This window comes from Rhizobium pantanalense (assembly GCF_030182525.1).
Classification (GTDB): Bacteria; Pseudomonadota; Alphaproteobacteria; order Rhizobiales; family Rhizobiaceae; genus Rhizobium.
In genome coordinates this window covers 1,037,172-1,058,728 of sequence record NZ_JAQJCH010000001.1, presented here as the reverse complement: position 1 = coordinate 1,058,728, position 21,557 = coordinate 1,037,172, and the positions used below count along the sequence as shown (strand labels likewise).

Genomic DNA, 21,557 nt, shown 5'->3' with positions numbered 1-21,557 from the left:
GGCTTCCGGAAAGAGTGACCACGATACAAAAATGCACCACCCTCAAACATGCTCTGTTTGCGACATTGGATGACGATTTCATCCATTGTGAGTTAGGCGGAAGAGGGTTATCTCCATCGCGAAAACACACAACGAAACCGGCCGGTCCGGGTCGGAGGATACCCCAATGCTCTTCATCTTCAACAGACAGAATTCCATTCAGATCGCCTGGAATGGCAAGCTTCCGGTTCGCCGCCCGGAGAGCCGCCTGCAGCAGCTCGACACGCGCTTCGGCACAATCGGCTTCATCCGCACCTATAATGTCGGCTGAGAGCGCGTCAATCCGCCAACCCGACACATGCCAAGCCGCCATGCGACCGCATCGGCGGCTTTATTTTTGACCGTTATCGGGATCGGAACGGCTGCCGCTTCGCGGCAGATCAAGCTGTCTCATAAAGGCACCCTCTAAAGCGCGAAAACCGCGCGATCCGGAGATCGACGCGGTTTGCCAAAAACGCCGGCTTCCTTGCACAAACACCACAAGGTTCGCTTTCCCCGGTACGCAATACCTGATCCAGGGAAGCAGCGGTATGTCCCCCGCCACGCATCGATTGATAAACCGACATCGTTACCGGAGGGTTATTAAGTGCTTAAATTAGAGTGAATCTGAAAATTTTTTGAAAATTTTCCTCTTTGTGTTGAGAAATCGCAAACGACGCAAATGGAATACAAAACGTCTTTCAGGGACGCGATATTTGGGCGGTATTTAACTCCGCCTCGACGGCGAGCTTCGTGGAAGCCACGCAATGATCGTTTTGCAGCCACGAATAGCAGAAAACAGGCTAATTCAGGCGCTTATTTGAGCTTCTCCAAGAGGCACGATAACTGCAATTGGCCGACGGGCTGTTGATTTATTCATTCAAATCCTTAGGCTGCCCAACGTCGATGCAAAGAATGCCCGCCCGCGACAGAGTTCCGCGGTCGCAAAAAGACCAAATGCACGACGGCAGCAAAGGGGACCGTACCGGCGTCGTCAGCGGCGTATGAACGGTTGCAATTAGACCGCGCTGACAGGGGATCGACAGAAATCGAACGCGTTTGGAGTCGATTTCCGCAACGTAACGAAAAATTGGGAGACGATATCAATGAAGAAGCTTCTCGCTTCAGCCATTTTCGCATTCGGCGCCTATGCTTTGGCTGGCTCGGCGCAGGCCGCAGATTGCGGCAGCGTATCCATCGCTGAAATGAACTGGGCATCGGCAGGCGTTGCCGCCCAGGTCGACAAGATCATCCTGCAAAACGGTTATGGCTGTAACGTCACTCTGGTGACCGGCGACACGCAGCCGACCTTTACCTCCATGGACGAAAAAGGCCAGCCTGACGTTGCGCCCGAGCTTTGGGTCAACGCGGTGCGCACCGCGCTCGACAAGGCCGTTTCCGAAGGCCGCTTGATCGAGGCGGCACCGCTCTTGAGCGATGGCGGCGTGGAAGGCTGGTGGATTCCGAAATTCCTCGCCGACGCCCATCCCGATATCAAGACCGTTCAGGACGCGCTGAAGCATCCGGAACTCTTCCCCGCCCCCGAAGATTCCTCCAAGGGCGCAGTATATAATTGCCCGGCCGGCTGGAACTGCCAGATCTCCACCGCTAATCTCTATAAGGCCCTCGGCGCTGAAAAGCTCGGATTCACGCTGGTCGATACCGGTTCGGCGGCAGGCCTCGACGGCTCGATCGCCAATGCCTTCGAAAAGAAGACCGGCTGGCTCGGCTATTACTGGGCACCGACCGCCATTCTCGGCAAGTACGACATGGTTCGTCTGAGCTTCAACGTGCCGCACGACAAGAAGGAATGGGATGCCTGCACGTCGCAGCAGGACTGCGCCAATCCGAAGGTGAACTCCTATCCGGTTTCGGATGTCTATACCGTCGTTACCAAGGACTTTGCCGCAAAGGCCGGCATCGCCATGGACTACATGAAGACCCGCAAGTGGGATAACGCCACCGTCGGCAAGGTTCTTGCCTGGATGACCGACAATCAGGGTACGAACGAGGACGGCGCCAAGTACTTCCTCAAGACTTACCCCGACATGTGGACCAAGTGGGTTGCTCCGGACGTCGCCACGAAGGTCAAGGCTTCGCTCTGATCCATGCTGCAGAGTCGGCGGCAGGCGCGTGCCTGCCGCCGATTTCACATTCGCGCGCCGCAATCGGTATGACGCTCATACCGACAGAGCGACATGGCGCAAGGTCGCAACGAGTGCAGATTGACGGCGGCGAATGCTGTAAGAATTCAGGGGCAGCCTGAAGAACCGGTCGCAGCGCTGCAGTGCTGTTCGCATGTGAATGCCACACGAGCGCAGCGGGACAGAACCGGACTAAGAAGGGGAAATACATGGCTATCCAGTGTACGATCCTGCCGAATTTGCTTTGCAACTTTCCGGCAATAGACGAGTCGATCATACGTCTCGCACGCAAGAACATCGATGACGGTTTCAGGGCGTCCGTACGCGCCTACGGCAATCTCATCGACGCTATCGTGCAGCCGCTGCAATGGTTTCTGAACTATCTCGAATGGGTTTTCACCAACACGCCCTGGTTCATCATACTCGTCGCTATGATGCTCGTCGTCTATGCCGCCAGCCGCAACCTCAAAATTGTTGCCGGCACTGCAATCTCCATGATCCTCATCGGCGTCTTCGGCCTCTGGACCGACACGATGGTCACGCTCGCCATGGTCACCGTCTGTACGCTCATTGCCATCGTCATCGGCCTGCCGATCGGCATCCTGATGGCGCGTTCGGACCGCCTGCAGTCGATCGTCAATCCGATCCTCGACGTCATGCAGACCATGCCGAGCTTCGTCTATCTCATTCCGGTCGTCGTCATCTTCGGTATCGGCAAGGTGCCGGGCCTCATCGCCGTCGTCATCTACGCCGTTCCGCCGATGATCCGCCTGACCAATCTCGGCATCCGTCTTGTGGACAAGGAGGTGCTCGAAGCCGCCGACGCCTTCGGCTCATCGCACCGCCAGAAACTCTTCAACGTACAGATCCCGCTCGCGCTGCCCACCATCATGGCCGGCATCAATCAGACCATCATGATGTCGCTGGCCATGGTCGTCGTCGCCTCCATGGTCGGCGTCGGCGGTCTCGGCAAGAACACGCTGCAGGCGATTAACAACCAGTTCTTCACCGTCGGCTTCCTCAACGGTTTCGCGCTGGTCGCCATTGCCATCATTTTCGACCGTACGAGCCAAGCCTATGGCAGACGGCTCCAGAAGCACTCGGAGGTCATCCATGGCTAGTCACGCGATCCAGATCAAAAGCCTGTATAAGATTTTCGGCCCTCGCGGACGCGATTATATCGATCAAGTCAAGAACGGCTTGGGCAAGGCCGAGCTCAATGAAACACATGGCCATGTGCTCGGCCTGCAGGATATCAACATCGACATGCCGGCCGGCGCCATCACCGTCGTCATGGGCCTCTCCGGCTCGGGCAAGTCGACGCTGATCCGCCATATCAACCGGCTGATCGAGCCGACGGTCGGCGAAGTGCTCTATGACGGCGTCGATGTCTGCAAGATGAGCGAAAACGACCTGCGCGAATTCCGCCGCCACAAAACGGCGATGGTGTTCCAGAAATTCGCGCTGCTGCCGCACCGCACCGTCATCGAGAACACGATCTACGGCCTGGATATCCAGGGCGTGCCACGCTCCGAGAGCGAAAAGAAGGGCCAGTACTGGATCGAGCGCGTCGGGCTCAAGGGCTTCGAAAGGCACTTTCCGAACCAGCTTTCCGGCGGCATGCAGCAGCGCGTCGGACTTGCCCGCGCACTGACGAACGATGCCGATATCCTTCTGATGGACGAAGCTTATTCGGCGCTCGATCCGTTGATCCGCGTGGATATGCAAACCGTTCTGCTCGATCTGCAGAAGGAGCTGAAGAAAACCGTCGTCTTCATTACCCACGATCTCGACGAGGCGCTGCGCCTTGGCGACAAGATCGCGATCCTGCGCGACGGCAAGGTCGTGCAGCAGGGCACTGGTCAGGAGATCGTGCTGCAGCCGGCCGACGACTATATCACGGCCTTCGTGAAGGAGGTGAACCGCGGTCGCGTCATCCAAGCCCAGACGATCATGAAGCCGCTTGCCGGCGAGCCGGGCGGCGCACGCGTACCCGGCGACATGACGCTGGAAGTCGCCGCCAAGCAGATCACCGAGGCGGGCCAGACGGGAGCCGTCGTCATGGATGCGGGTGGCAAGCCTATCGGCATGATCGATCTGCAAAGCATCATCGCCGCCATGGTCACGCCGACGTCGCACGAGACGGCACAGATGGCGGCAGCCTAACGCCTGATCTTCATCCCAAACGATAGAGCGCCCTCACCGGGGCGCTTTTTTCTGCCACCATTGCCGTGTCGACATATGGGTAGCCATCTTGTCGTTGTGTTCACATAAAGAAATGTTTATATCTGCATTTGATATCCGAACATCTGACGTATCCGAGGACGCACCATGACCGTCGCCACCAATCCCCTGACCGATCTTCTCGCCGAAAAGGGCGTGCTGCTTGCCGACGGCGCAACCGGCACCAACCTCTTCGCCATGGGCCTTGAGGCCGGTGAAGCTCCCGAGCTCTGGAACGAACAGCATCCAGAGCGGATCACGAAGCTGCATCAGGATTTCGTCGATGCCGGCGCCGATATCATCCTCACCAACACCTTCGGCGGCACCCGTCATCGCCTGAAGCTCCATCATGCGCAGGATCGCGTGCATAGCCTCAACAAGACGGCTGCCGAGATCGCCCGCGCCGTTGCCGACAAGGCCGACCGCAAGGTCATCGTCGGCGGCTCCGTCGGACCGACCGGCGAGTTGCTCATGCCGCTCGGCGCCCTGACCTATGAAGATGCCGTCGCCGCGTTCGTCGAGCAGATGGAAGGCCTGCAGGCCGGTGGTGCCGATGTCGCCTGGATCGAAACCATGTCATCGCCGGAAGAAATCCGGGCTGCAGCAGAAGCCGCCGCCAAGGTCGGCCTGCCCTACACCTATACCGGCTCGTTCGATACCGCAGGCAAGACCATGATGGGCCTGCATCCGAAGGACATTCATGCCGTCGCCACCGATATCGGCGCTGGCCCGGCGGCCGTTGGCGCCAATTGCGGCGTCGGCGCTTCCGACATCCTCTCCAGCCTCCTCGATATGACCGAGGCGGACGCTTCCGCAATCGTCATCGTCAAGGGCAATTGCGGCATTCCGGAATATCGCGGTGCCGAAATCCACTATTCCGGCACGCCGCCGCTGATGGCCGATTATGCCCGCCTCGCACGCGATGCCGGCGCCAAGATCATCGGCGGCTGCTGCGGCACCTCCTGCGGCCATCTCGCCGCCATGCGGGAGGCGCTGGACAGCTACGTACCCGGCCCTCGCCCGACGCTGGAAACGATCATCGAACGGATCGGCCCCCTTCGCAACAAGACCGCCAACGAAGGCGGCGCGGCTCCGGTTCGCGAACGCCGCAGACGATCCTAAGGAAGAAGAAAGCCCGGTTGCCGGGCTTTCTTTTCATCATTCACTTGCTTCCGCAGAGACTTTCACTCGGCCGCGCCTTCAAAGCGTCCCGAAAGTGAGCCCGAGCCCGCCGCCCGCTATTTCTCACCACCAATCGTGCGTCCCTCGGTGAAATGCGGAACAATCCGGCTGTCGAACGCCTTCAAGGCCGCGCCGATCGCCTGGTGCATGTCTAGATAGCGGTAGGTGCCGAGCCGCCCGCCGAAATGGACATTGGTCTCCGCCTCGGCGCGCTCGCGGTAGCGCAGGAAGACTTCCTTGTCCTGCCGCGTGTCGATCGGATAATAGGGCTCGTCGGCGCGCTTGGCCGAACGCGAATATTCCCGCACCACGACCGTCTTCTCATTCTGATAGTTGCGTTCTGGATTGAAGTGACGAAACTCCAGGATACGGGTGTAGGGGATCGCTTCGTCGGCATAGTTCATGACCGCCATCCCCTGGAAATCGCCGGTATTCAGCGTCTCCTTCTCGAAGTCGATGGTCCGCCATCCAAGCTCACCCTCGGAATAATCGAAGTAGCGATCGATCGGGCCCGTATAGACGATCGGCAGACCAGCCGGCAGCGAGGATTTCAGCGAGAAGAAATCGACATCGAGGGCGATCTGGATTTTCGGATGCTTCAGCATCCTCTCGAAGATCGCCGTATAGCCGTCGACCGGCAGGCCTTCATATTTGTCGTTGAAGTAGCGGTTGTCGAAAGTGTATCGGACCGGCAGGCGCGTGATGATATGTTCGGGCAGATCGCGCGGATCCGTCTGCCACTGCTTGGCCGTATAGCCACGAATGAAGGCCTCGTACAAGGGCCGGCCAATCAGCGAAATCGCCTTCTCTTCCAGATTGGCCGGATGGCGGCCGGCCATTTCCGCCGCCTGGTCCGCAATCAGCGCCCTCGCCTGGTCGGGCGAAAGGCGCCGGTTGAAGAACTGCGAGATCGTGCCGAGATTGATCGGCATCGAATAGACCTGATCGCGATAGGTCGAATAGACGCGATGCTTATAGTCGGTAAAAGCGGTAAATCTGTTGAGATAGGTCCAGACCAATTCGTTCGGTGTATGGAAGAGATGCGCACCATAGCGGTGAACCTCAATTCCGGTCTCACCGTCGAACTCGCTATAGGCGTTGCCGCCGATATGGCTGCGCCGGTCGATTAGAAGCACATTCTTCTGCAGCTCGTTCGCCACCCGCTCCGCGATCGTCGCGCCATAAAAGCCGGCGCCGACGATCAAAATGTCTACTTTGGAAAAATTAATCATGCTCTAAAACTCTCGCTACCACCAAATCTCGGTCGCGGCTGCAATCGAAGGTGCCAATCGGAATTGGATATATGAAGATGACGGCGGCGCGAATCTGTCGGCGGCGCCTGGAAAAAAATCCAGGCACGCTTACCAGACGCCAGCATATTTCAGCGGCGTATATTGATACGTCCTGAAGAGTGCTGCCTGTTCTTCCACCGCTGCATTGACGTTGTAGGTCGCACCCAGCGGCCGGGTATGAGCGACGGAGATGGCATCGATAATCGCCATGCGTGCCACCGGCCGCCCGAGGAATGACGGCCAAAGATGATCGAGGCCGTATCCGGATTCGACATCCTTCATGGACTCGATGCAGATCTGCAGCGCACGCAACGAGAAGACCGGGCACATGATTTCGACGAAGCCTTCGAAACGCACGACACTGTTAGGTCGCTGAACCGTCAAAGGATGATTGGGGTAAGAGCCTGGTCCTTTCTTGAGGGACGGCTGTGCCAGATCCAGACCATGCTTGTGCGACAGATGGAACATCCTGTTGATGTCCTCGCCGTCGCACAGCAGATCGTCATCCGGCAGCCAGATTCGCTCGTAATTCCAAAGCGGGCTGCCTTGATGGAAGAGGTCGTAGATGATCCTGAACTTCTTGGTCTTCGGCAGATGCGCCAGATATTCGTAGGGGCTATTGGAAACTTCCGGCGTCTCCGCACCATAATAGCCGATGCAGAGATCCCAGTTGCGCGAGGCATCATCGATCTTCTCGAACCAGCGCGGATGGAGCGACTTCGAACCGGCCGGCACAACGACCAGATTGGGACGCCGCAATCCTTCCTGAGGCTGAACAAGAAAGTTTGCCTTGCGCTCGACGCCCACGGGTGTCGAAAACAGCGGATGAGGAGGATGATCTGCCGGCACGAGCAGATAGGTCGCATCAACGCCGCCAACGACGCCTCGTCCAGCAAGCGCCATAAGATTGCCGCCCTCGATATGGGCGGAATCAAAGATGACCGACGGCAGTCCATCCCTGTCGATCAGGCAAAGCCGACCACCCATGACATGCCAGAAGTCGACGCTCGGATCGAAATAATTGCCGATCATGCCTTCAGGCGCCAAAACCATGAAGCGAGAAAACATTCCGCGATTGACGTCGCCGAGGCTCCAGAATGTGCCGTTCAACATGTCCTGGGTCAGCGGCGGCGCATCGGACCATTGTATCTGGCTCGCCGGATGCACTTCGTAGGCGGGCTTATGCAAGCTGTTCGCTGCCAATGACATGTGGACTGTCCCCTAATTCCGAACCCCAGGTAACGGCCCGATCCGAGGAAAGCAGTCAGACGACGTAGCTCCCGGAGATTCGCTCGCGATCGAGCTCGTTTGATCGGCACTGTGGCCATCCTTCCTTTTGCGAAGCTTGTGCAGGAAATCAAAGGCCGCTTGCCCTCCGCGACGCATTTCGAGCAATCCAGCCTCGCGAAAGTTGGCCGGCATAATCTCAGCACTGGGATTTCTGTGCGGGGGCAATCGCGCGTTCAGAATATTGCCAAGAACGTCGGTGCTCGGCGGACACGAAGGTCGGTCGTGTCGTCCGTCAGGTCGAGACTAAGAACCACTCGTCTCTTTTACGGTAGCAGAAGATGCATCAGAAGAAAAAGCTGGCCATAATCATCGAAGTCGATAGCTTCATCGGCGACATATTCCAACATCTGTCAAAAACCTACGAAGTCATGGCCATACAGCCGAAGACTTTCAAGGAAATCGAGACGGCTGTGGAATGGGCCGACATCGTCTGGTTCGAATTCTGCAACGAGCTCTTCGTCCACGCGATCAACCAGAACATCAAGCGGCGCGGCAAGCGTGTCATCGCGCGCTGGCATCGCTTCGAGATCGTTGAATCGAATTTTCCCGATCGTATCGATTTCGGCGCCATCGATGATCTGATTCTGGTGTCCCATGACATGCTGCGTGTCCTGAAACTCAGGGCGCCTCAGGTCACCCAGAAAACCCGTACCCACGTCGTGTGGAACGGCCTCAATCTCGACAAGTTCAAGCCGATCCCTTCGCTCGACAAGAAAAAGATCGCCTGGGCCGCCAAGCCCTTCATGCGCAAAAACCAGCCGCTATTCCTGCAAATCATGCACTCGCTGGTGAAGCGCGATCCTTCCTACACGCTGCATGTGGCCGGCGAACAGGAAGAGTACGTCATGATGCCGTACCTGAAGCGCACGACGGAGAAGCTCGGCCTCACCCGCAACGTCTTCTTCCATGGCTGGCAGCGCAACATGCCGGCGTTCCTCGCCGACAAGGGCGTGATACTGTCGACCTCGGTGCACGAGAGCTTTGGTTATAACATCGCCGAAGCCATGGCTGTCGGCGCCCTGCCGGTGATCCATGATTATCCCGGTGCGGAAGAATTCTGGCCCGACGAAATCCGTTTCTCGTCGGTGGATGAGGCCGTCGAAAAGATCATTGCCGGTCAGACCCAACAATGGACGCAATATGTCCACGAGAAATTCCCGCTCGCCAAGCAGCTGCGCGAACTCGATATCGTCATGGGTGACCGGGTAGCCGAAGCACCCAAAACCTTGAATTGGGCATCCCTGGAACAGCAGGCGGGTTCAAATATGAAGCGGCCCGTCCCGCTTTGGCTGGCGCAGCGGCCAGCCCCCGCACAGCAGGCCCCACAGCCCGCGCCTATTCCGCAGGCCATATCGGTGCAGCAGGTTCGTGAAGCCATGCCGGTTGCCGAGGTGGCGATGCAGGCGATGCAGCAGCCCTATTCGACACAGCCGCACCCCATCCCGGCACCATCTGTGGAGCGGCTTGCTCCCGTTACGCCGCTGGAACAGCCGATTCGTCGATCGGAAGCTGCCCCTTCCTTTGACTCCACCGGCTATTGGGAAGGCCGTTATCGCAGTGGCGGCAATTCGGGTGCCGGCTCTTATGATGTGCTCGCCAAGTACAAGGGGCAGTTTCTGAATAGTCTCGCCCGGAAGAAAGGATTGAAATCCTTCGCGGAGATGGGCTCCGGCGACGGCAATCAGTTGAAATACTTCTCGTTCGACCGCTATACCGGCTTCGATGTCTCCAAGACGGTCATCGAACGCACGATGATGATGTATAGAGATAAGCCGAATTACAATTTCGTCTGGCTGGGCGATCAGTCGCTTGACTGGGAAATGCACGAGGACGCGTACGACTGCGCCTTGTCGCTCGACGTCCTTTACCATTTGGTTGACGACAATATTTACGTCAATTACCTCGACCAGCTCTTCTCCCTGCCGCAACGCTATGTGGTTATCTACGCCTCCAATTTCGACGGCCCGGATATTCGTGGCGCGTCCCATGTCCGGCATCGCAAGTTTACGACGGACATCGCAAACCGGTTCCCGCAATGGAGCCTGCTGAAGCTGGTGGAGAACCCGTACAAGTTCAAGGAATCGACCGAGGCGGATTTTGCGATCTACAGCCGCGACGAAGCCGCGGTGTGACCGCGGCGCCTCTCTTTTTTTGCGAACACAGCAGGCGAAGAGGATTATCTCAGCCGGCTATCTTGGTGTCTTGCCGAGTATCAAATGTGGGGCCTGCTTCAGCCTGAGCGCGATATCCGCAGTCTCGAACGACTGCCTGCGCACGTTCTCATAGTCAGCCTGGCCATACTCTTCATAGCATTGCCGAACCAGCGCGAAGAAACGCTCCCGGAGATCGAACGGCAATTGCGGGTAGATCCAATCGAGCAAATCGAACTTGCTGCGAAGGAACCACTGGTAATAGGCCTCTTTCATCCGCGGCAGGCGCGTAAACAGCGCTTCCACCTCTGCAAAGGCCTTGAAGACTTCGAACCGCTTTTCGGTGAAAACATTGGTCAGCTGCACTCTGTCCTGATAGACGCGGTGGCCGATGAGATAACGATTCATCATGCCGATCTTCCGGGCGTGCAGATAGATATGCCAGTGAGCATAGATATCGTTATGGACGCGCGTCTCCGAGAAGCGGAGACCCGTTTCCCGGCATAGCTTGGCGCTCACGATCTTGTTCCAGGGGAAATTCACGGTGAATAGCAATCGCCCGCACTGGTCGAGCGTAAAAACACCTATGTCGATATCGCCCACCAGCTCCCGCCAGGCATCATTGTCGATCGGCAGCATCGGATCGAGACGACCGCTCCTGTCGGTGACATAGCGATAACGAAACACCATCACATCGCAGCCATTGGCTTCCATGTGATACACGACTTCATCGATCGAGCGATGCGCTACCATGTCGTCGGCGTCGAGAAAGTAATAATAGTCGCCGCGGGCGACGGCCATGCCGGCATTCCGGCTGTATCCTGCCCCGCCATTTTGCGGATTGCGCAGCAAGCGCACCCGCTGATCGCGCTGAGCATGTCGCTCGACAATCATCGCGGTGGCATCGGGAGACATGTCGTCGACGACGATCACCTCCAGAACGTCACGATTTTCCAGAACCGCGGCAATCGTTTCACCGATGGATTCCTGCGCCTTATAGGCGGGAATGATGACACTGACTTTGCTCACAGGGTCTCCTGATACTGACATGGATGCCAAACCCTGGAGGTATCGATCGATCCACGTGCCTCGGGCTATCCGGCCATTTTCGAGGAAGAGGCGACCTCGAAAACGGCCATCGCCTCCTGCCGGAATTGCAGGATGCGCTGGCCAGAGCATAGAGAGCGGAACTTGCACTGAACTGGAGCATGAGCGCTCCCCGCAGTCGGATCGCTCAAAACTCTCCAGCCCCGCGAAAGCAATCCGGCTTATTCATGGATCAAAGTCCGTGCATAGAATCGCGCTGATGCCTCGTGGAGAATATCGATGTCTTCTGCTCAAGTCCCCGTCCTTTCGATCTGCGTTCCGACCTATAACCGTCAGTTCATGCTCGAGCGGAACGTCAATTTCCACCTGGAAGAATTTCGCCGGCTGGGCCTCCCTTTCGAAATCGTCATTGTCGACGATTGTTCGACGGATGAGACCGCAGCCTACATTCAGTCGATCTCACATCATCCGGAAATCAGCGCCTATCGCCGGGCGCGCAATTCCGGTTTCATCAGCAACTACGCTTTTGCGATGCAGAGAGCCCGCGGCCATTATGCGGTTTTCCTCGGCGACGACGATTTGCTGATCCCGGAAAAAGTCGTCGAATATCTTCGCATCATGGTGGACGACAAGAATATCGGCATGATCCAGGCGCCGTGGCTCCTCGTCGATGGCCGACCTGGCGGCGGCGATATGGAACCCTTCTATCACCTCTCCTATCCGACGCGTCACGCGAAGGGTGATTTCCGCTCGATGCTGGAATTCATTCTCGACCGTCACATCTTCCCCGAATTCATGATCATCCGGCGCGACGTTCTTCTGAAGTCGATTTCCAGCCCGACGCCGTTCATCTTCTGGGCATTCCTCTATACGACCCGTGCATTGGACAAGGCCGACGTGCTGTTCATGCCGGAGCCTTTCGCGCGCGTGACCGCCGTTTCCGACGATCCGCGCCTGCAGCAGGGCAACAAGGAATGCATGTTCCAGTGGGATACCTATAGAGGCGGCCTCGAATACCTCGCCTCGCAGGCGCTGCGCGATAACCGCTATCCGCCTGACTATCGCGGCTCGCTGATGCCTCGCATCACCGAATTCATGCTGCAACGCCAGGCGGTCGCCATGCGCCTGCATGTCAACGCGCAGAACTGGGTCGAAGCCTATATCATGTATCACCGCATGGCGGCCTACCTGCCAACGCCGTTGCCGCCGGAATCCTATGATCAGATCCGTAAGCTGGCGGGCATCTCCACCGCCGCAACGGAGGCGATCGCTTTCAACGGCGAACCCGTCATCATCGAACCGATCATCGACGATGCCACGATCAATCTTCTCCCGCAGTCGATCCGGCAGCATCTCTCGAGAGAAGCGCCGCAGACCGGCAGCTATGGCGGCAAGCCAAGGGCCTATCTCCGCTTCACCGAGGATTTCCCGGCCAACCCGGGTCCGAAGGACGGCCTGTTCAGCATCATGACCTATATCGATCAGTTCGTCTGAGATTTGGTGGCTATAGTCGAGGGCTCCGCAATGCAATGCGGAGCTCTTCGCGTTTCAGGCGCTCATCAACCCGGCAGCATTTCCGTCACTGCGATGATCGGCCCGAGCGGAAACAGGCTGTCGCGCCTTTGCCGTTCCGGGATATCGACGCTGGAGATGCTGCCATCGAGGAACAGCGCATTCGGACATTTCAACTCGTCGCGAAACAGCGTCGCAAAGTCGTGGAAACGCACCGCGCCATCGGAAATGGCGAAGACGACCTTGCCGTCAGAGGTAACGCCAACGCCGTTTCGTGTCTTCAAGCTCGGACTGTCGGCTAGAAATGATGGATGGAGCCTGCCGCTGATGACCAGCATCGGACCGGACTGCGTTGCGTAAAAAGGTTTGATGCCGGAAGCGGCGAAGGCTTTGCTCTCCATGATCCCGGCCTTGCCCGACCCGAGATAGAAGACCCCGTTCGGCAGGAGATGAAAGTTGCCCCATCCCTTGTTGGTGTTGATCGCCTTCACCTCACGTCCGTTCTCGACGAAGAGACCCACGGGAGACTGGTCGTCGAGATACATGCCGCCATTCATGGCAAAGCGCACATAGATGCGATCCTGACGCAGATCATTTTCCAGGGCACGGAAAGAGCCATAAGGCTTGCCGCTGCGATCGTTCTGGAAAATCTGAATGTCGTCGCTGACCGCATCGAAAGTGCAGACCGTATAGCCGTCCCCGAGATGTTGGACCTTCCGACAGGCTTCGCCGGCCGATGCGGTGGCGGCAAAGGCAAGAGCGGCAAGGATGACCATCAATCGAATCAAGCGCATAGCCCCACATGAATAGCACAGGCTTCAGAACGCATCGCAATGCGGCGAAACGAGGAAGGCGTGAGAACTAAAGCTGGAGTGCAGCCATATGGAATGCAAGCTGTTCGGCGGGATAACGATAGCCCGCCCCGATCGGGCAGGCATTGCGTGCAAGACAGCCGTCGGCCATGCAGCCAGCCTGCCCTTGTGGCATGCGCAAATGCGACCGGCAGCCTGGAACATCGAAGCCGACTGCCGTTATCGCCCCAACGGGACAGGCGGCAAGACAAGGTTTCTCCATACATGAATCGCATGGATGCGGAGAAGACGCTGCCGTCTGAGCCGCCCTCAAGTCTTCGGCAAATCCCAATGCGCCGCGATATCCGTGCCACAGACCATAGTCCGGATGGATCAAGATGCCGAGCGGCGACGCTTTCAAGCCCTCGGCCTGCATGGCCCATCGCTGGAAGGGCTGCCAAGGAGGGTCCGAAGGAAAATAGGCCGTGGCCCCCATGCTGCTTGCGACTGGTCCGATGACTGTCTTCGACCAGTCGTCGAGCGGGTCGGATCGGCCGGCATTCTCGGGCAATTGCCGCCAATGCGAGAACGGTGCCCAGATCGAGCCGCCGATATTGCCGAGCAGGACTACGCTTCGCGCCGCCGCGCCATCGGCCAGCAGCGGCCCTTCGCTTTCCCCAAAGGACACCACGCCTCGAACAAAAACTCCGTGGACGCCGAGCGCCGCACGGAGCTGTTCGAGTATGACAGGGCCGCGGCTCACCGTGGCCCCTTATATTCATAGTGCGGCCGCCAGACTTCCTTCTGGATGAGGTCGGCAACGCGCGTCGCACCGCCTTGCTCCCTGGCGGCCTCGGGCTCTCTTCAGGTGAAAGCGTCCGGCATGGAATCCTTGCGCTTCTGGATATAGGCAAGCAGAGCCTCGTCGATGGCCGGATCGAGCGGCGGCGCTTCGTAATGATCGAGCCAGGAACGGCAAAGCGCATTGGCGCGCTGCTCGATGCGCTTCTGGCCTTCGATCTCCCACTGCTCGAAGGAATTGTTGTCTGCGAGAGGCGAACGATAGAAGGCCGACTGGAAATTCGCCTGCGTGTGACCGCAGCCGAGATAGTGGCTGCCCGGACCGACTTCGCGGATGGCATCGAGCGCCTGGCCATTCTCGGAGAGATCAACGCCTTCGGCCATCTTCTGCATCATGCCGAGCTGATCCTGGTCGATCATGAACTTCTCGTAGGAGGAGACGAGACCGCCTTCCAGCCAGCCGGCCGCATGCAGCACGAAATTCGTGCCGGCCAGCAGCGTCATGTTCAAGGTATTGGCCGATTCATGCGCCGCCTGCGCATCCGGAATCTTAGAGCCGCAAAGCGAGCCGCCAGTACGGAACGGCAGGCCGAGACGGCGGGCAAGCTGTGCCGCGCCATAGGAAACCAGCGATGGCTCCGGCGTGCCGAAGGTCGGCGCGCCCGACTGCATCGAGATCGAGGCGGCAAAGGTGCCGTACAGCACCGGCGAGCCCTTGCGGATCAGCTGCGTGAAGGAAGCTCCAGCCAACACTTCGGCCAGAATCTGCGTTAGCGTGCCCGCCACCGTCACCGGGCTCATCGCGCCCGAAAGGATGAAGGGGGAAACGACCGAAGCCTGATTGTGACGCGCATAGACCTTCAAGGCGCCGAGCATGGTCTCGTCGAACACCATCGGCGAGTTGGCATTGATGAGGTTCAGCGTCACACAATTATTCTCGACGAAATCGTCGCCGAACACGATCTTCGCCATGGCGATCGTATCTTCGGCACGCTCCGGTGCCGTGACCGAGCCCATGAACGGCTTGTCGGAATATTTGATATGGCTATAGACCATATCGAGATGGCGCTTGTTGACCGGGATATCCACCGGCTCGCAGACCGTGCCACCCGACGAATGCATCGACGGCGCCATATAGGCGAGCTTCACGAAATTGCGGAAATCCTCGATCGTCGCATAGCGGCGGTTGCCCTCAAGATCGCGCACGAAGGGCGGGCCATAGACCGGAGCGAAGATCGTCGCCTTGCCGCCGACATGAGCGTTGCGGGCGCTGTTGCGCGCGTGCCAGGTAAACTCCTTCGGCGCCGTCTTCAGAAGCTCGCGGCAAAGTCCCTTCGGAAAATGCACGCGCTGGCCGCGTACGTCGGCACCGGCTTCCTTCCAGAGCGCCAGAGCTTCCGCGTCATCGCGAAATTCGATGCCGATTTCCTCCAGAACCGTGTCGGCATTGCGCTCGATGAGCTGCAGGCCCTCTTCGTCAAGCACTTCGTAGACGCCGATCTTACGGGTGATATAGGGGAGCGAAGGTCCCGGCCCGCCGCCGCTGCGCGAAGCGCGCCGTGCTGCCGCACCCCTGCCCTCGCTGCGCGAACGCCGTCCGCCGCCATCATTGCCTGCAGCCGGTTGCTCAATCATATCGTCCATGATGTTTCCTCACTCCTGCGCATAGATGCGTCCATCAGGCTCCATGCTACCCGATTCCGCCAAGCGGACGTTCCTTAATGCGCCAGCAATTAGCATAGGACAGACATCGGCTGACAATATCAACTGTTCTTCGTTCGTCGCGATTGTTCCGTGCGACGTCGCATTCAAAAAGAGTTTTGGCGGCCTTCCGGTCTATCCGTAATGACGGCAGTGTTTTATACAAGTCTCTGATGCTGCACGAAAATGGGATGGAGCGCATGTCTGACGACGAAATCATTCTCTCGGAACTTTCTGACGAAGAACTCGTGCAGCAGATGCATGACGACCTGTATGACGGCTTGAAGGAAGAAATCGAGGAAGCGACCAATATCCTTCTCGAACGCGGCTGGGCGCCTTACGATGTCCTGACGCAGGCGCTGGTCGAAGGCATGCGCATCGTCGGCATTGACTTCCGCGACGGCATTCTCTTCGTTCCGGAAGTGCTGCTTTCGGCCAATGCGATGAAGGCAGGCATGGCGATCCTGCGGCCGCTGCTGGCACAGACCGGCGCGCCGAAGCTCGGCAAGATGGTGATCGGCACCGTAAAGGGCGACATTCACGACATCGGTAAGAACCTTGTCGGCATGATGATGGAAGGTGCAGGCTTCGACGTCATCGACCTCGGGATCAATAACCCAGTCGAAAACTACCTCGACGCCATCGAGCGCGAACAGCCCGATATTCTCGGCATGTCGGCGCTGCTCACCACGACGATGCCCTACATGAAGGTCGTCATCGATACGTTGAAGGAAAAGGGCCTGCGCGACGATTACGTCGTACTGGTCGGCGGCGCGCCGCTGAACGAGGAGTTCGGCAAGGCCGTGGGTGCTGACGCCTATTGCCGCGACGCCGCCGTGGCGGTCGAAACCGCCAAGGAATTCATGAAGCGCAAGCACAACAGCCTGGCTGCCGGCGCCTGATTGCCGCGCATTGAAGCCGGCGACAATCGAAACCTTGTCGCCGGCGCATCGGCATCCCAAATTAATTATTGAGCCGCCTTCTTGACGGTATGACCGGCGTCCTCCGTCGCGTGGACCGCGTTTGCAGTATCTCTGCCCACACCGCGTATGGTATTGGCGCAGGAAGCAAGTACCATAAGAACGGCGCAGGCCGCGGCAATTTTCGTGAGTGTCGGTGCAGTCATGATTGGGAACCCCCTCTGAGTGGACATCGATCAAAAAAATATGGAGAAAAACCCTCCGCCCGATAAACGCGCAGCAACTCAAAAAGTTCATGTGATCGCGTGCGGCGCAATCGCGCGCGAAATACTGGCGGTCTCTAGAATAAATGGGCTCGACCACATCGATCTCCACTGTCTGCCCGCAATCTATCATTCCTATCCGCAGAAGATCGCGCCGGCGCTGGAACAGGCGATCGCCGATGCCCGCTCGCGCGGGTTCGACAAGATCTTCATCGGCTATGCCGATTGCGGCACCGGCGGCGATATCGACAGAATTTGCGAGCGCGAGGGAATAGAGCGCCTTTCCGGACCGCATTGTTATTCCTTCTTTACGGGCAACGAGGCTTTCGCCGCGCGTGAAGATGACATCACATCGTTTTTCCTGACGGACTTCCTCGCCCGCCAGTTCGAAGCCTTCGTCATCGTCCCGCTCGGCCTCGATCGTCATCCCGAGCTGCGCGACATGTACTTCGGCAATTATCGCAAGGTGGTCTACCTTTCGCAGGAAGAGGATCCCGCCTTACAGGCGAAGGCGAAGGAAGCCGCAGCCTATCTCGGGCTGGACTATGAATATCGCTACACCGGGTACGGCGATCTTGCCCGTGAATTGCTGACCGTCTGATTACGACATCTACGCCGCTTTTCTGTCTAGCTCCTCTTTCCCCGGGCCGACATGCTGGACGACAGAAGAACATTCAATCACAGTTCGAACCGACAATTCCAAAGGAAAATGCCCGTTGGGAACGCTTGCGGACAAGCTTTTCATGTCGCGTCGCTTTTCGGCATGTGGCGCGTCGTGGCGAGCGCAGTCCGATGATCGGCCGACGTGCATTCTTGCGTGAAGAGGAGATTTTGTGCATGGCGGATCGCATTGTCGTCTACTGGCGGGACATTCCGGCCCAGGTGATCATCAAGAAGGGCAGGCAGACGGCAAAACGCGAGCTTTCGCTGCGCTTTACCGAAGCGATCGACATGTGCGCCATGCGCACCGGCGCCGCCGAAACCGACGACTATCTTGCCGAATGGCGCAAGGCGGACCCGGTGCCCGTATCCGACGATCTCGAAGCCGAGGCAGACAAGGCCGCAAGCGAGCTTGAGGCTGCTTATGATCGCGAACGGCTGGTGGCGCTGGTGAAATCCGGAGGTCGCGATAATGGCTGATGCCGTTCAGAAGCCCGGCAATGCCGCAGCAGGCGCAAAGGCAGCCAGCGGCGCCTACACGCCGGCCGGCGTCTCGCCCAATCGCCGCGCCCGCCGCAAATATACGGTCCGCCTCTGGGCAGTCCGTCATTCGCGCTTCTTCGAATGGTTCTACCGTCGCTTCGCCGACGCTTTCCTGCTGCTTCATCCACTGTGGAAGGCGTTCGGCTATGACCGCGTAGAGCGCCCGATCACCTTCATCGAACGCAATGTGAAGGGCTTCCTGTTCGATTGCCGCATGTGCGGCCAGTGCGCGCTGTCATCGACAGGAATGTCCTGCCCGATGAACTGTCCCAAGCAGCTGCGCAATGGCCCCTGCGGCGGCGTGCGCGCCAACGGCAATTGCGAAGTGGAGCCCGACATGCCCTGCGTCTGGGTACAGGCCTGGAACGGTTCGAGGAATATGGTTCACGGGGACGCGATCCTCAACGTGCAGAAGCCCGTGAACCAGTCGTTGCGCGAAACATCGTCGTGGCTTCGCGTCACGGCGGAGGCCGCCGCAACCCGTGAAGCGGCGAAAAAGGAAGCCTGAGCGATGTCGCATATCGATGAAAACCCGCTTGGCGTCCATCTGCCGCTCGATCCCCTGCCCGGCCATTATTCGCTCGGGCGGCTGGAACGCGTGCTTCGCCGCGGCGAATTCGCCGTCACAGCCGAGCTCAACCCGCCCGACAGCGCCAATGCCGAAGACGTCTACGAGCGCGCCGCCATCTTCGAAGGCTGGGTCGATGGCATCAACGCCGTCGATGCCTCCGGCGCCAATTGCCATATGTCCTCAGTCGGTATCTGCGCATTGCTGACCCGGATGGGCTACGCCCCAATCATGCAGATCGCCTGCCGCGACAAGAACCGCATCGCGATCCAGGGCGACGTGCTGGGCGCTGCCGCGATGGGTGTGTGCAACATCATGTGCCTGACCGGTGACGGCGTGCAGGCCGGCGATCAGCCCGGCGCCAAGCCGGTCTTCGATCTCGACTGCATGTCGCTGCTTGAAACCGTGCGCATCATGCGCGACAACGCGAAATTTCTCTCCGGCCGCAAGCTGACGTCGCCCCCGAAGGTCTTTCTCGGCGCCGCCATCAATCCCTTCGCGCCGCCTTACGACTTCCGCCCCTATCGGCTGGCAAAGAAGATCGAGGCCGGGGCGCAGTTCGTCCAGAGCCAGTATTGCTACGACGTGCCGATGTTCCGCGAATACATGAAGAGGGTGCGCGATCTCGGCCTCCACGAAAAATGCTTCATTCTCGTCGGCGTCGGCCCGCTCGCCTCGGCAAAGACGGCCCGTTGGATGCGCTCGAACGTGCCGGGCGTCCATATCCCGGATGAAGTCATCAAGCGCATCGAAAGCGCGCAGGATCAGAAGAAGGAAGGCAAGCAGCTCTGCATCGACATCATCAACGAGGTGAAGGAGATCGAGGGCGTTTCCGGCATTCACGTCATGGCCTACCGCCAGGAAGAATATGTCGCCGAGATGGTGCATGATTCCGGCGTGCTGAAGGGCCGCCAGCCTTGGAAGCGTGAAGCAAGCCGCAGCGACGCCCTGGTTGCCGAGCGGCTGCACCAGATCAGCGAAGGCAGGGAAGAAAACCAGCAGGCCATGGCGGAAATTGCAGCCCACCATACGCCGCCGCAGACGCATTGAGTTCGATAGATAGAGGCGGGCCAGGAGAGGAACCGGCCGGCTTGTAACCCAGATCACCGCACGATAGACCAGCTATCGGGCCAACTGACCAGAGGATCAGATATGACGCGTACCATCGTTGCCTCCGCCACCCGCGAGATCGTCATCGGCTTCGACCAGCCCTTCTGCGTGATCGGCGAGCGCATCAACCCGACGGGGCGCAAGAAGCTCGCCGCCGAGATGATCGAAGGCAATTTCGACACCGTTATCAAGGATGCTCTGGAACAGGTTGCCGCCGGCGCCACCATGCTCGACGTCAATGCGGGCGTCACTTCGGTCAACCCGAACGAGACCGAACCGGGTCTCCTCGTGCAGACGCTGGAGATCGTGCAAGGCCTCGTCGACGTGCCGCTCTCCATCGACAGCTCGGTCACGGCGGCGATCGAGGCTGCCCTCAAGGTTGCCAAGGGCCGCCCGCTGGTCAATTCGGTGACGGGCGAAGAGGAAAAGCTCGAAGCCATCCTGCCGCTGGTCAAAAAATACGACGTGCCCGTCGTCGCCATCTCGAACGATGAGACCGGGATTTCCATGGACCCGGACGTACGCTTCGCCGTCGCCAAGAAGATCGTCGAGCGCGCCATGGATCATGGCATCAAGCCTGAGGACATCGTCGTCGATCCGCTCGTCATGCCGATCGGGGCGTTGGGCGATGCCGGCCGTCAGGTTTTCGCGCTGCTGCATCGCCTGCGCAATGAACTCAAGGTCAACACCACCTGCGGCCTCTCCAACATCTCCTTCGGCCTGCCGCATCGCCACGGCATCAATGCCGGCTTCATCCCGATGGTCATTGGTGCCGGCATGACCTCGGCGATTATGAACCCCTGCCGCCCGCAGGAAATGGAAGCCGTGCGCGCCGCCAACGTGCTGAACGGCACGGATGCCAATTGCACCAACTGGATCATGACCTATCGCGACTACAAGCCGGCAGAAGGCGGTACCGCCGCTGCAGCAACGGCAGCCCCTGCCGCCGGCGGCGGACGTCGCGGCGGTCGTGCAGCGCGCGCAGGTGCAGGAGCAGCGAGGGAATAAGATGTCATCCGGTCGCGGCCTCTCCAACGATCTTGCCACACTCTGGCTGCAGGCGCCCGTCGTGATCGCGATACGGCTGCAGCAAATGTGGATGGACGCACTGACCGGCAGCGTGAACGCGGTCGAAATGAACCGGATGATCTCGGAGAAGATGATGGCGGCGGCGGAAAGCGCCGTTGCGGTCAACGCAGCAATGGTGCAACAGGGTTTCGCGGCTCTGACGGCCGCAGGCGCGACAAGCCAGCGCAGCATCGCCGATGCTGTCGCCCACGCCGCGATAAAACCCTATAGCAGGCGTGTTCGCACGAACGTGCGCCGCCTTAGCAAATAGAAA

At 58.9% G+C, this 21,557-nt stretch carries 21 protein-coding genes; 14 read left to right on the top strand and 7 right to left on the bottom strand.

Annotated features, from left to right (window positions below):
- The first annotated feature begins 166 nt into the window (after positions 1–166).
- From PH558_RS05035 to bmt, 5 genes are all read left to right on the top strand, one after another.
- Entirely contained in the window at positions 167–310 is a 144-nt protein-coding gene (locus tag PH558_RS05035; RefSeq protein WP_092716115.1) for a hypothetical protein, read from the top strand.
- Positions 311–1,124: 814 nt separating this feature from the next.
- On the top strand, positions 1,125–2,123 hold the full coding sequence (locus tag PH558_RS05030) for an ABC transporter substrate-binding protein (protein WP_113408072.1): 999 nt from the start codon (positions 1,125–1,127) through the stop codon (positions 2,121–2,123).
- Between the two features lie 248 nt (positions 2,124–2,371).
- Complete coding sequence (locus PH558_RS05025) at positions 2,372–3,283, top strand: ABC transporter permease (protein WP_095435152.1); 912 nt, start codon at positions 2,372–2,374, stop codon at positions 3,281–3,283.
- On the top strand, positions 3,276–4,328 hold the full coding sequence (locus PH558_RS05020) for a quaternary amine ABC transporter ATP-binding protein (protein WP_285202499.1): 1,053 nt from the start codon (positions 3,276–3,278) through the stop codon (positions 4,326–4,328). The genes PH558_RS05025 and PH558_RS05020 overlap by 8 nt, the downstream gene beginning before the upstream one ends.
- Positions 4,329–4,493: 165 nt before the next feature.
- Positions 4,494–5,507 carry a betaine--homocysteine S-methyltransferase gene (gene bmt, locus PH558_RS05015; RefSeq protein WP_095435154.1) on the top strand — a complete coding sequence of 338 codons (1,014 nt, stop codon included), beginning with the start codon at positions 4,494–4,496 and terminating at the stop codon, positions 5,505–5,507.
- 116 nt (positions 5,508–5,623) lie between these two features.
- Here bmt and glf read toward each other — a convergent pair whose 3' ends face one another.
- Both glf and PH558_RS05005 read right to left on the bottom strand, forming a co-directional pair.
- Positions 5,624–6,799 (bottom strand): UDP-galactopyranose mutase, encoded by a 1,176-nt coding sequence (glf, locus tag PH558_RS05010; protein WP_285202498.1) that lies wholly within the window; start codon positions 6,797–6,799, stop codon positions 5,624–5,626.
- 129 nt (positions 6,800–6,928) lie between these two features.
- On the bottom strand, positions 6,929–8,068 hold the full coding sequence (locus tag PH558_RS05005; protein ID WP_285202497.1) for a DUF707 domain-containing protein: 1,140 nt from the start codon (positions 8,066–8,068) through the stop codon (positions 6,929–6,931).
- Between the two features lie 359 nt (positions 8,069–8,427).
- Between PH558_RS05005 and PH558_RS05000 the strand changes: the two genes are divergently transcribed.
- The gene (locus PH558_RS05000) at positions 8,428–10,281 is read left to right on the top strand and encodes a glycosyltransferase (RefSeq protein WP_285202496.1); all 1,854 of its coding nucleotides are present in this window, start codon (positions 8,428–8,430) and stop codon (positions 10,279–10,281) included.
- Between the two features lie 57 nt (positions 10,282–10,338).
- On the opposite strand, the gene PH558_RS04995 is transcribed toward PH558_RS05000, so the two are convergent.
- Entirely contained in the window at positions 10,339–11,328 is a 990-nt protein-coding gene (locus tag PH558_RS04995; protein WP_285202495.1) for a glycosyltransferase family 2 protein, read from the bottom strand.
- 297 nt (positions 11,329–11,625) lie between these two features.
- Between PH558_RS04995 and PH558_RS04990 the strand changes: the two genes are divergently transcribed.
- The gene (locus PH558_RS04990) at positions 11,626–12,840 is read left to right on the top strand and encodes a glycosyltransferase family 2 protein (protein ID WP_095435159.1); all 1,215 of its coding nucleotides are present in this window, start codon (positions 11,626–11,628) and stop codon (positions 12,838–12,840) included.
- 65 nt (positions 12,841–12,905) lie between these two features.
- Here the strand turns inward: PH558_RS04990 and PH558_RS04985 are convergent, their stop codons facing one another.
- The 3 genes from PH558_RS04985 to PH558_RS04975 all read right to left on the bottom strand — a co-directional run bounded on the left by PH558_RS04985 (position 12,906) and on the right by PH558_RS04975 (position 16,094).
- Positions 12,906–13,634 carry a phosphodiester glycosidase family protein gene (locus tag PH558_RS04985; RefSeq protein WP_285202494.1) on the bottom strand — a complete coding sequence of 243 codons (729 nt, stop codon included), beginning with the start codon at positions 13,632–13,634 and terminating at the stop codon, positions 12,906–12,908.
- An 85-nt stretch (positions 13,635–13,719) separates the two neighbouring features.
- Positions 13,720–14,412: a ferredoxin gene (locus PH558_RS04980; RefSeq protein WP_285202493.1), complete on the bottom strand. Its 693-nt coding sequence runs from the start codon at positions 14,410–14,412 to the stop codon at positions 13,720–13,722.
- 101 nt (positions 14,413–14,513) lie between these two features.
- On the bottom strand, positions 14,514–16,094 hold the full coding sequence (locus tag PH558_RS04975) for a trimethylamine methyltransferase family protein (protein WP_095435161.1): 1,581 nt from the start codon (positions 16,092–16,094) through the stop codon (positions 14,514–14,516).
- A gap of 257 nt (positions 16,095–16,351) precedes the next feature.
- Between PH558_RS04975 and PH558_RS04970 the strand changes: the two genes are divergently transcribed.
- Positions 16,352–17,053 carry a corrinoid protein gene (locus tag PH558_RS04970; protein ID WP_069613213.1) on the top strand — a complete coding sequence of 234 codons (702 nt, stop codon included), beginning with the start codon at positions 16,352–16,354 and terminating at the stop codon, positions 17,051–17,053.
- A gap of 65 nt (positions 17,054–17,118) precedes the next feature.
- Here PH558_RS04970 and PH558_RS04965 read toward each other — a convergent pair whose 3' ends face one another.
- Complete coding sequence (locus PH558_RS04965) at positions 17,119–17,277, bottom strand: entericidin domain-containing protein (protein WP_095435162.1); 159 nt, start codon at positions 17,275–17,277, stop codon at positions 17,119–17,121.
- Positions 17,278–17,317: 40 nt separating this feature from the next.
- Here PH558_RS04965 and PH558_RS04960 point away from each other — a divergent pair, with 40 nt between their 5' ends.
- The 6 genes from PH558_RS04960 to PH558_RS04935 all read left to right on the top strand — a co-directional run bounded on the left by PH558_RS04960 (position 17,318) and on the right by PH558_RS04935 (position 21,554).
- A complete protein-coding gene (locus PH558_RS04960) occupies positions 17,318–17,935 on the top strand; it encodes a DUF1638 domain-containing protein (RefSeq protein ID WP_285202492.1) in 618 nt (205 codons plus the stop codon).
- 236 nt (positions 17,936–18,171) lie between these two features.
- Positions 18,172–18,474 carry a virulence factor gene (locus PH558_RS04955; protein WP_095435163.1) on the top strand — a complete coding sequence of 101 codons (303 nt, stop codon included), beginning with the start codon at positions 18,172–18,174 and terminating at the stop codon, positions 18,472–18,474.
- On the top strand, positions 18,467–19,045 hold the full coding sequence (locus PH558_RS04950; RefSeq protein WP_095435164.1) for a methylenetetrahydrofolate reductase C-terminal domain-containing protein: 579 nt from the start codon (positions 18,467–18,469) through the stop codon (positions 19,043–19,045). The genes PH558_RS04955 and PH558_RS04950 overlap by 8 nt, the downstream gene beginning before the upstream one ends.
- Before the next feature lie 3 nt (positions 19,046–19,048).
- Positions 19,049–20,155, top strand: coding sequence for a methylenetetrahydrofolate reductase (locus PH558_RS04945; protein ID WP_285202491.1), 1,107 nt, complete (start codon positions 19,049–19,051; stop codon positions 20,153–20,155).
- A 102-nt stretch (positions 20,156–20,257) separates the two neighbouring features.
- Positions 20,258–21,223 (top strand): methyltetrahydrofolate cobalamin methyltransferase, encoded by a 966-nt coding sequence (locus PH558_RS04940; RefSeq protein WP_095435166.1) that lies wholly within the window; start codon positions 20,258–20,260, stop codon positions 21,221–21,223.
- 1 nt (position 21,224) lies between these two features.
- Positions 21,225–21,554 (top strand): hypothetical protein, encoded by a 330-nt coding sequence (locus PH558_RS04935; RefSeq protein WP_095435167.1) that lies wholly within the window; start codon positions 21,225–21,227, stop codon positions 21,552–21,554.
- The last annotated feature ends 3 nt before the right edge of the window (positions 21,555–21,557 follow it).

Excerpts from the sequence above, each read along its gene's own strand:
- PH558_RS05035 (WP_092716115.1), top strand. The coding sequence starts at position 167 with ATGCTCTTCATCTTCAACAGACAGAATTCCATTCAGATCGCCTGGAAT.
- PH558_RS05030 (WP_113408072.1), top strand. The coding sequence starts at position 1,125 with ATGAAGAAGCTTCTCGCTTCAGCCATTTTCGCATTCGGCGCCTATGCT.
- PH558_RS05025 (WP_095435152.1), top strand. The coding sequence starts at position 2,372 with ATGGCTATCCAGTGTACGATCCTGCCGAATTTGCTTTGCAACTTTCCG.
- PH558_RS05020 (WP_285202499.1), top strand. The coding sequence starts at position 3,276 with ATGGCTAGTCACGCGATCCAGATCAAAAGCCTGTATAAGATTTTCGGC.
- bmt (WP_095435154.1), top strand. The coding sequence starts at position 4,494 with ATGACCGTCGCCACCAATCCCCTGACCGATCTTCTCGCCGAAAAGGGC.
- glf (WP_285202498.1), bottom strand. The coding sequence starts at position 6,799 with ATGATTAATTTTTCCAAAGTAGACATTTTGATCGTCGGCGCCGGCTTT.
- PH558_RS05005 (WP_285202497.1), bottom strand. The coding sequence starts at position 8,068 with ATGTCATTGGCAGCGAACAGCTTGCATAAGCCCGCCTACGAAGTGCAT.
- PH558_RS05000 (WP_285202496.1), top strand. The coding sequence starts at position 8,428 with ATGCATCAGAAGAAAAAGCTGGCCATAATCATCGAAGTCGATAGCTTC.
- PH558_RS04990 (WP_095435159.1), top strand. The coding sequence starts at position 11,626 with ATGTCTTCTGCTCAAGTCCCCGTCCTTTCGATCTGCGTTCCGACCTAT.
- PH558_RS04985 (WP_285202494.1), bottom strand. The coding sequence starts at position 13,634 with ATGGTCATCCTTGCCGCTCTTGCCTTTGCCGCCACCGCATCGGCCGGC.
- PH558_RS04975 (WP_095435161.1), bottom strand. The coding sequence starts at position 16,094 with ATGGACGATATGATTGAGCAACCGGCTGCAGGCAATGATGGCGGCGGA.
- PH558_RS04970 (WP_069613213.1), top strand. The coding sequence starts at position 16,352 with ATGTCTGACGACGAAATCATTCTCTCGGAACTTTCTGACGAAGAACTC.
- PH558_RS04965 (WP_095435162.1), bottom strand. The coding sequence starts at position 17,277 with ATGACTGCACCGACACTCACGAAAATTGCCGCGGCCTGCGCCGTTCTT.
- PH558_RS04960 (WP_285202492.1), top strand. The coding sequence starts at position 17,318 with ATGGAGAAAAACCCTCCGCCCGATAAACGCGCAGCAACTCAAAAAGTT.
- PH558_RS04955 (WP_095435163.1), top strand. The coding sequence starts at position 18,172 with ATGGCGGATCGCATTGTCGTCTACTGGCGGGACATTCCGGCCCAGGTG.
- PH558_RS04950 (WP_095435164.1), top strand. The coding sequence starts at position 18,467 with ATGGCTGATGCCGTTCAGAAGCCCGGCAATGCCGCAGCAGGCGCAAAG.
- PH558_RS04945 (WP_285202491.1), top strand. The coding sequence starts at position 19,049 with ATGTCGCATATCGATGAAAACCCGCTTGGCGTCCATCTGCCGCTCGAT.
- PH558_RS04940 (WP_095435166.1), top strand. The coding sequence starts at position 20,258 with ATGACGCGTACCATCGTTGCCTCCGCCACCCGCGAGATCGTCATCGGC.
- PH558_RS04935 (WP_095435167.1), top strand. The coding sequence starts at position 21,225 with ATGTCATCCGGTCGCGGCCTCTCCAACGATCTTGCCACACTCTGGCTG.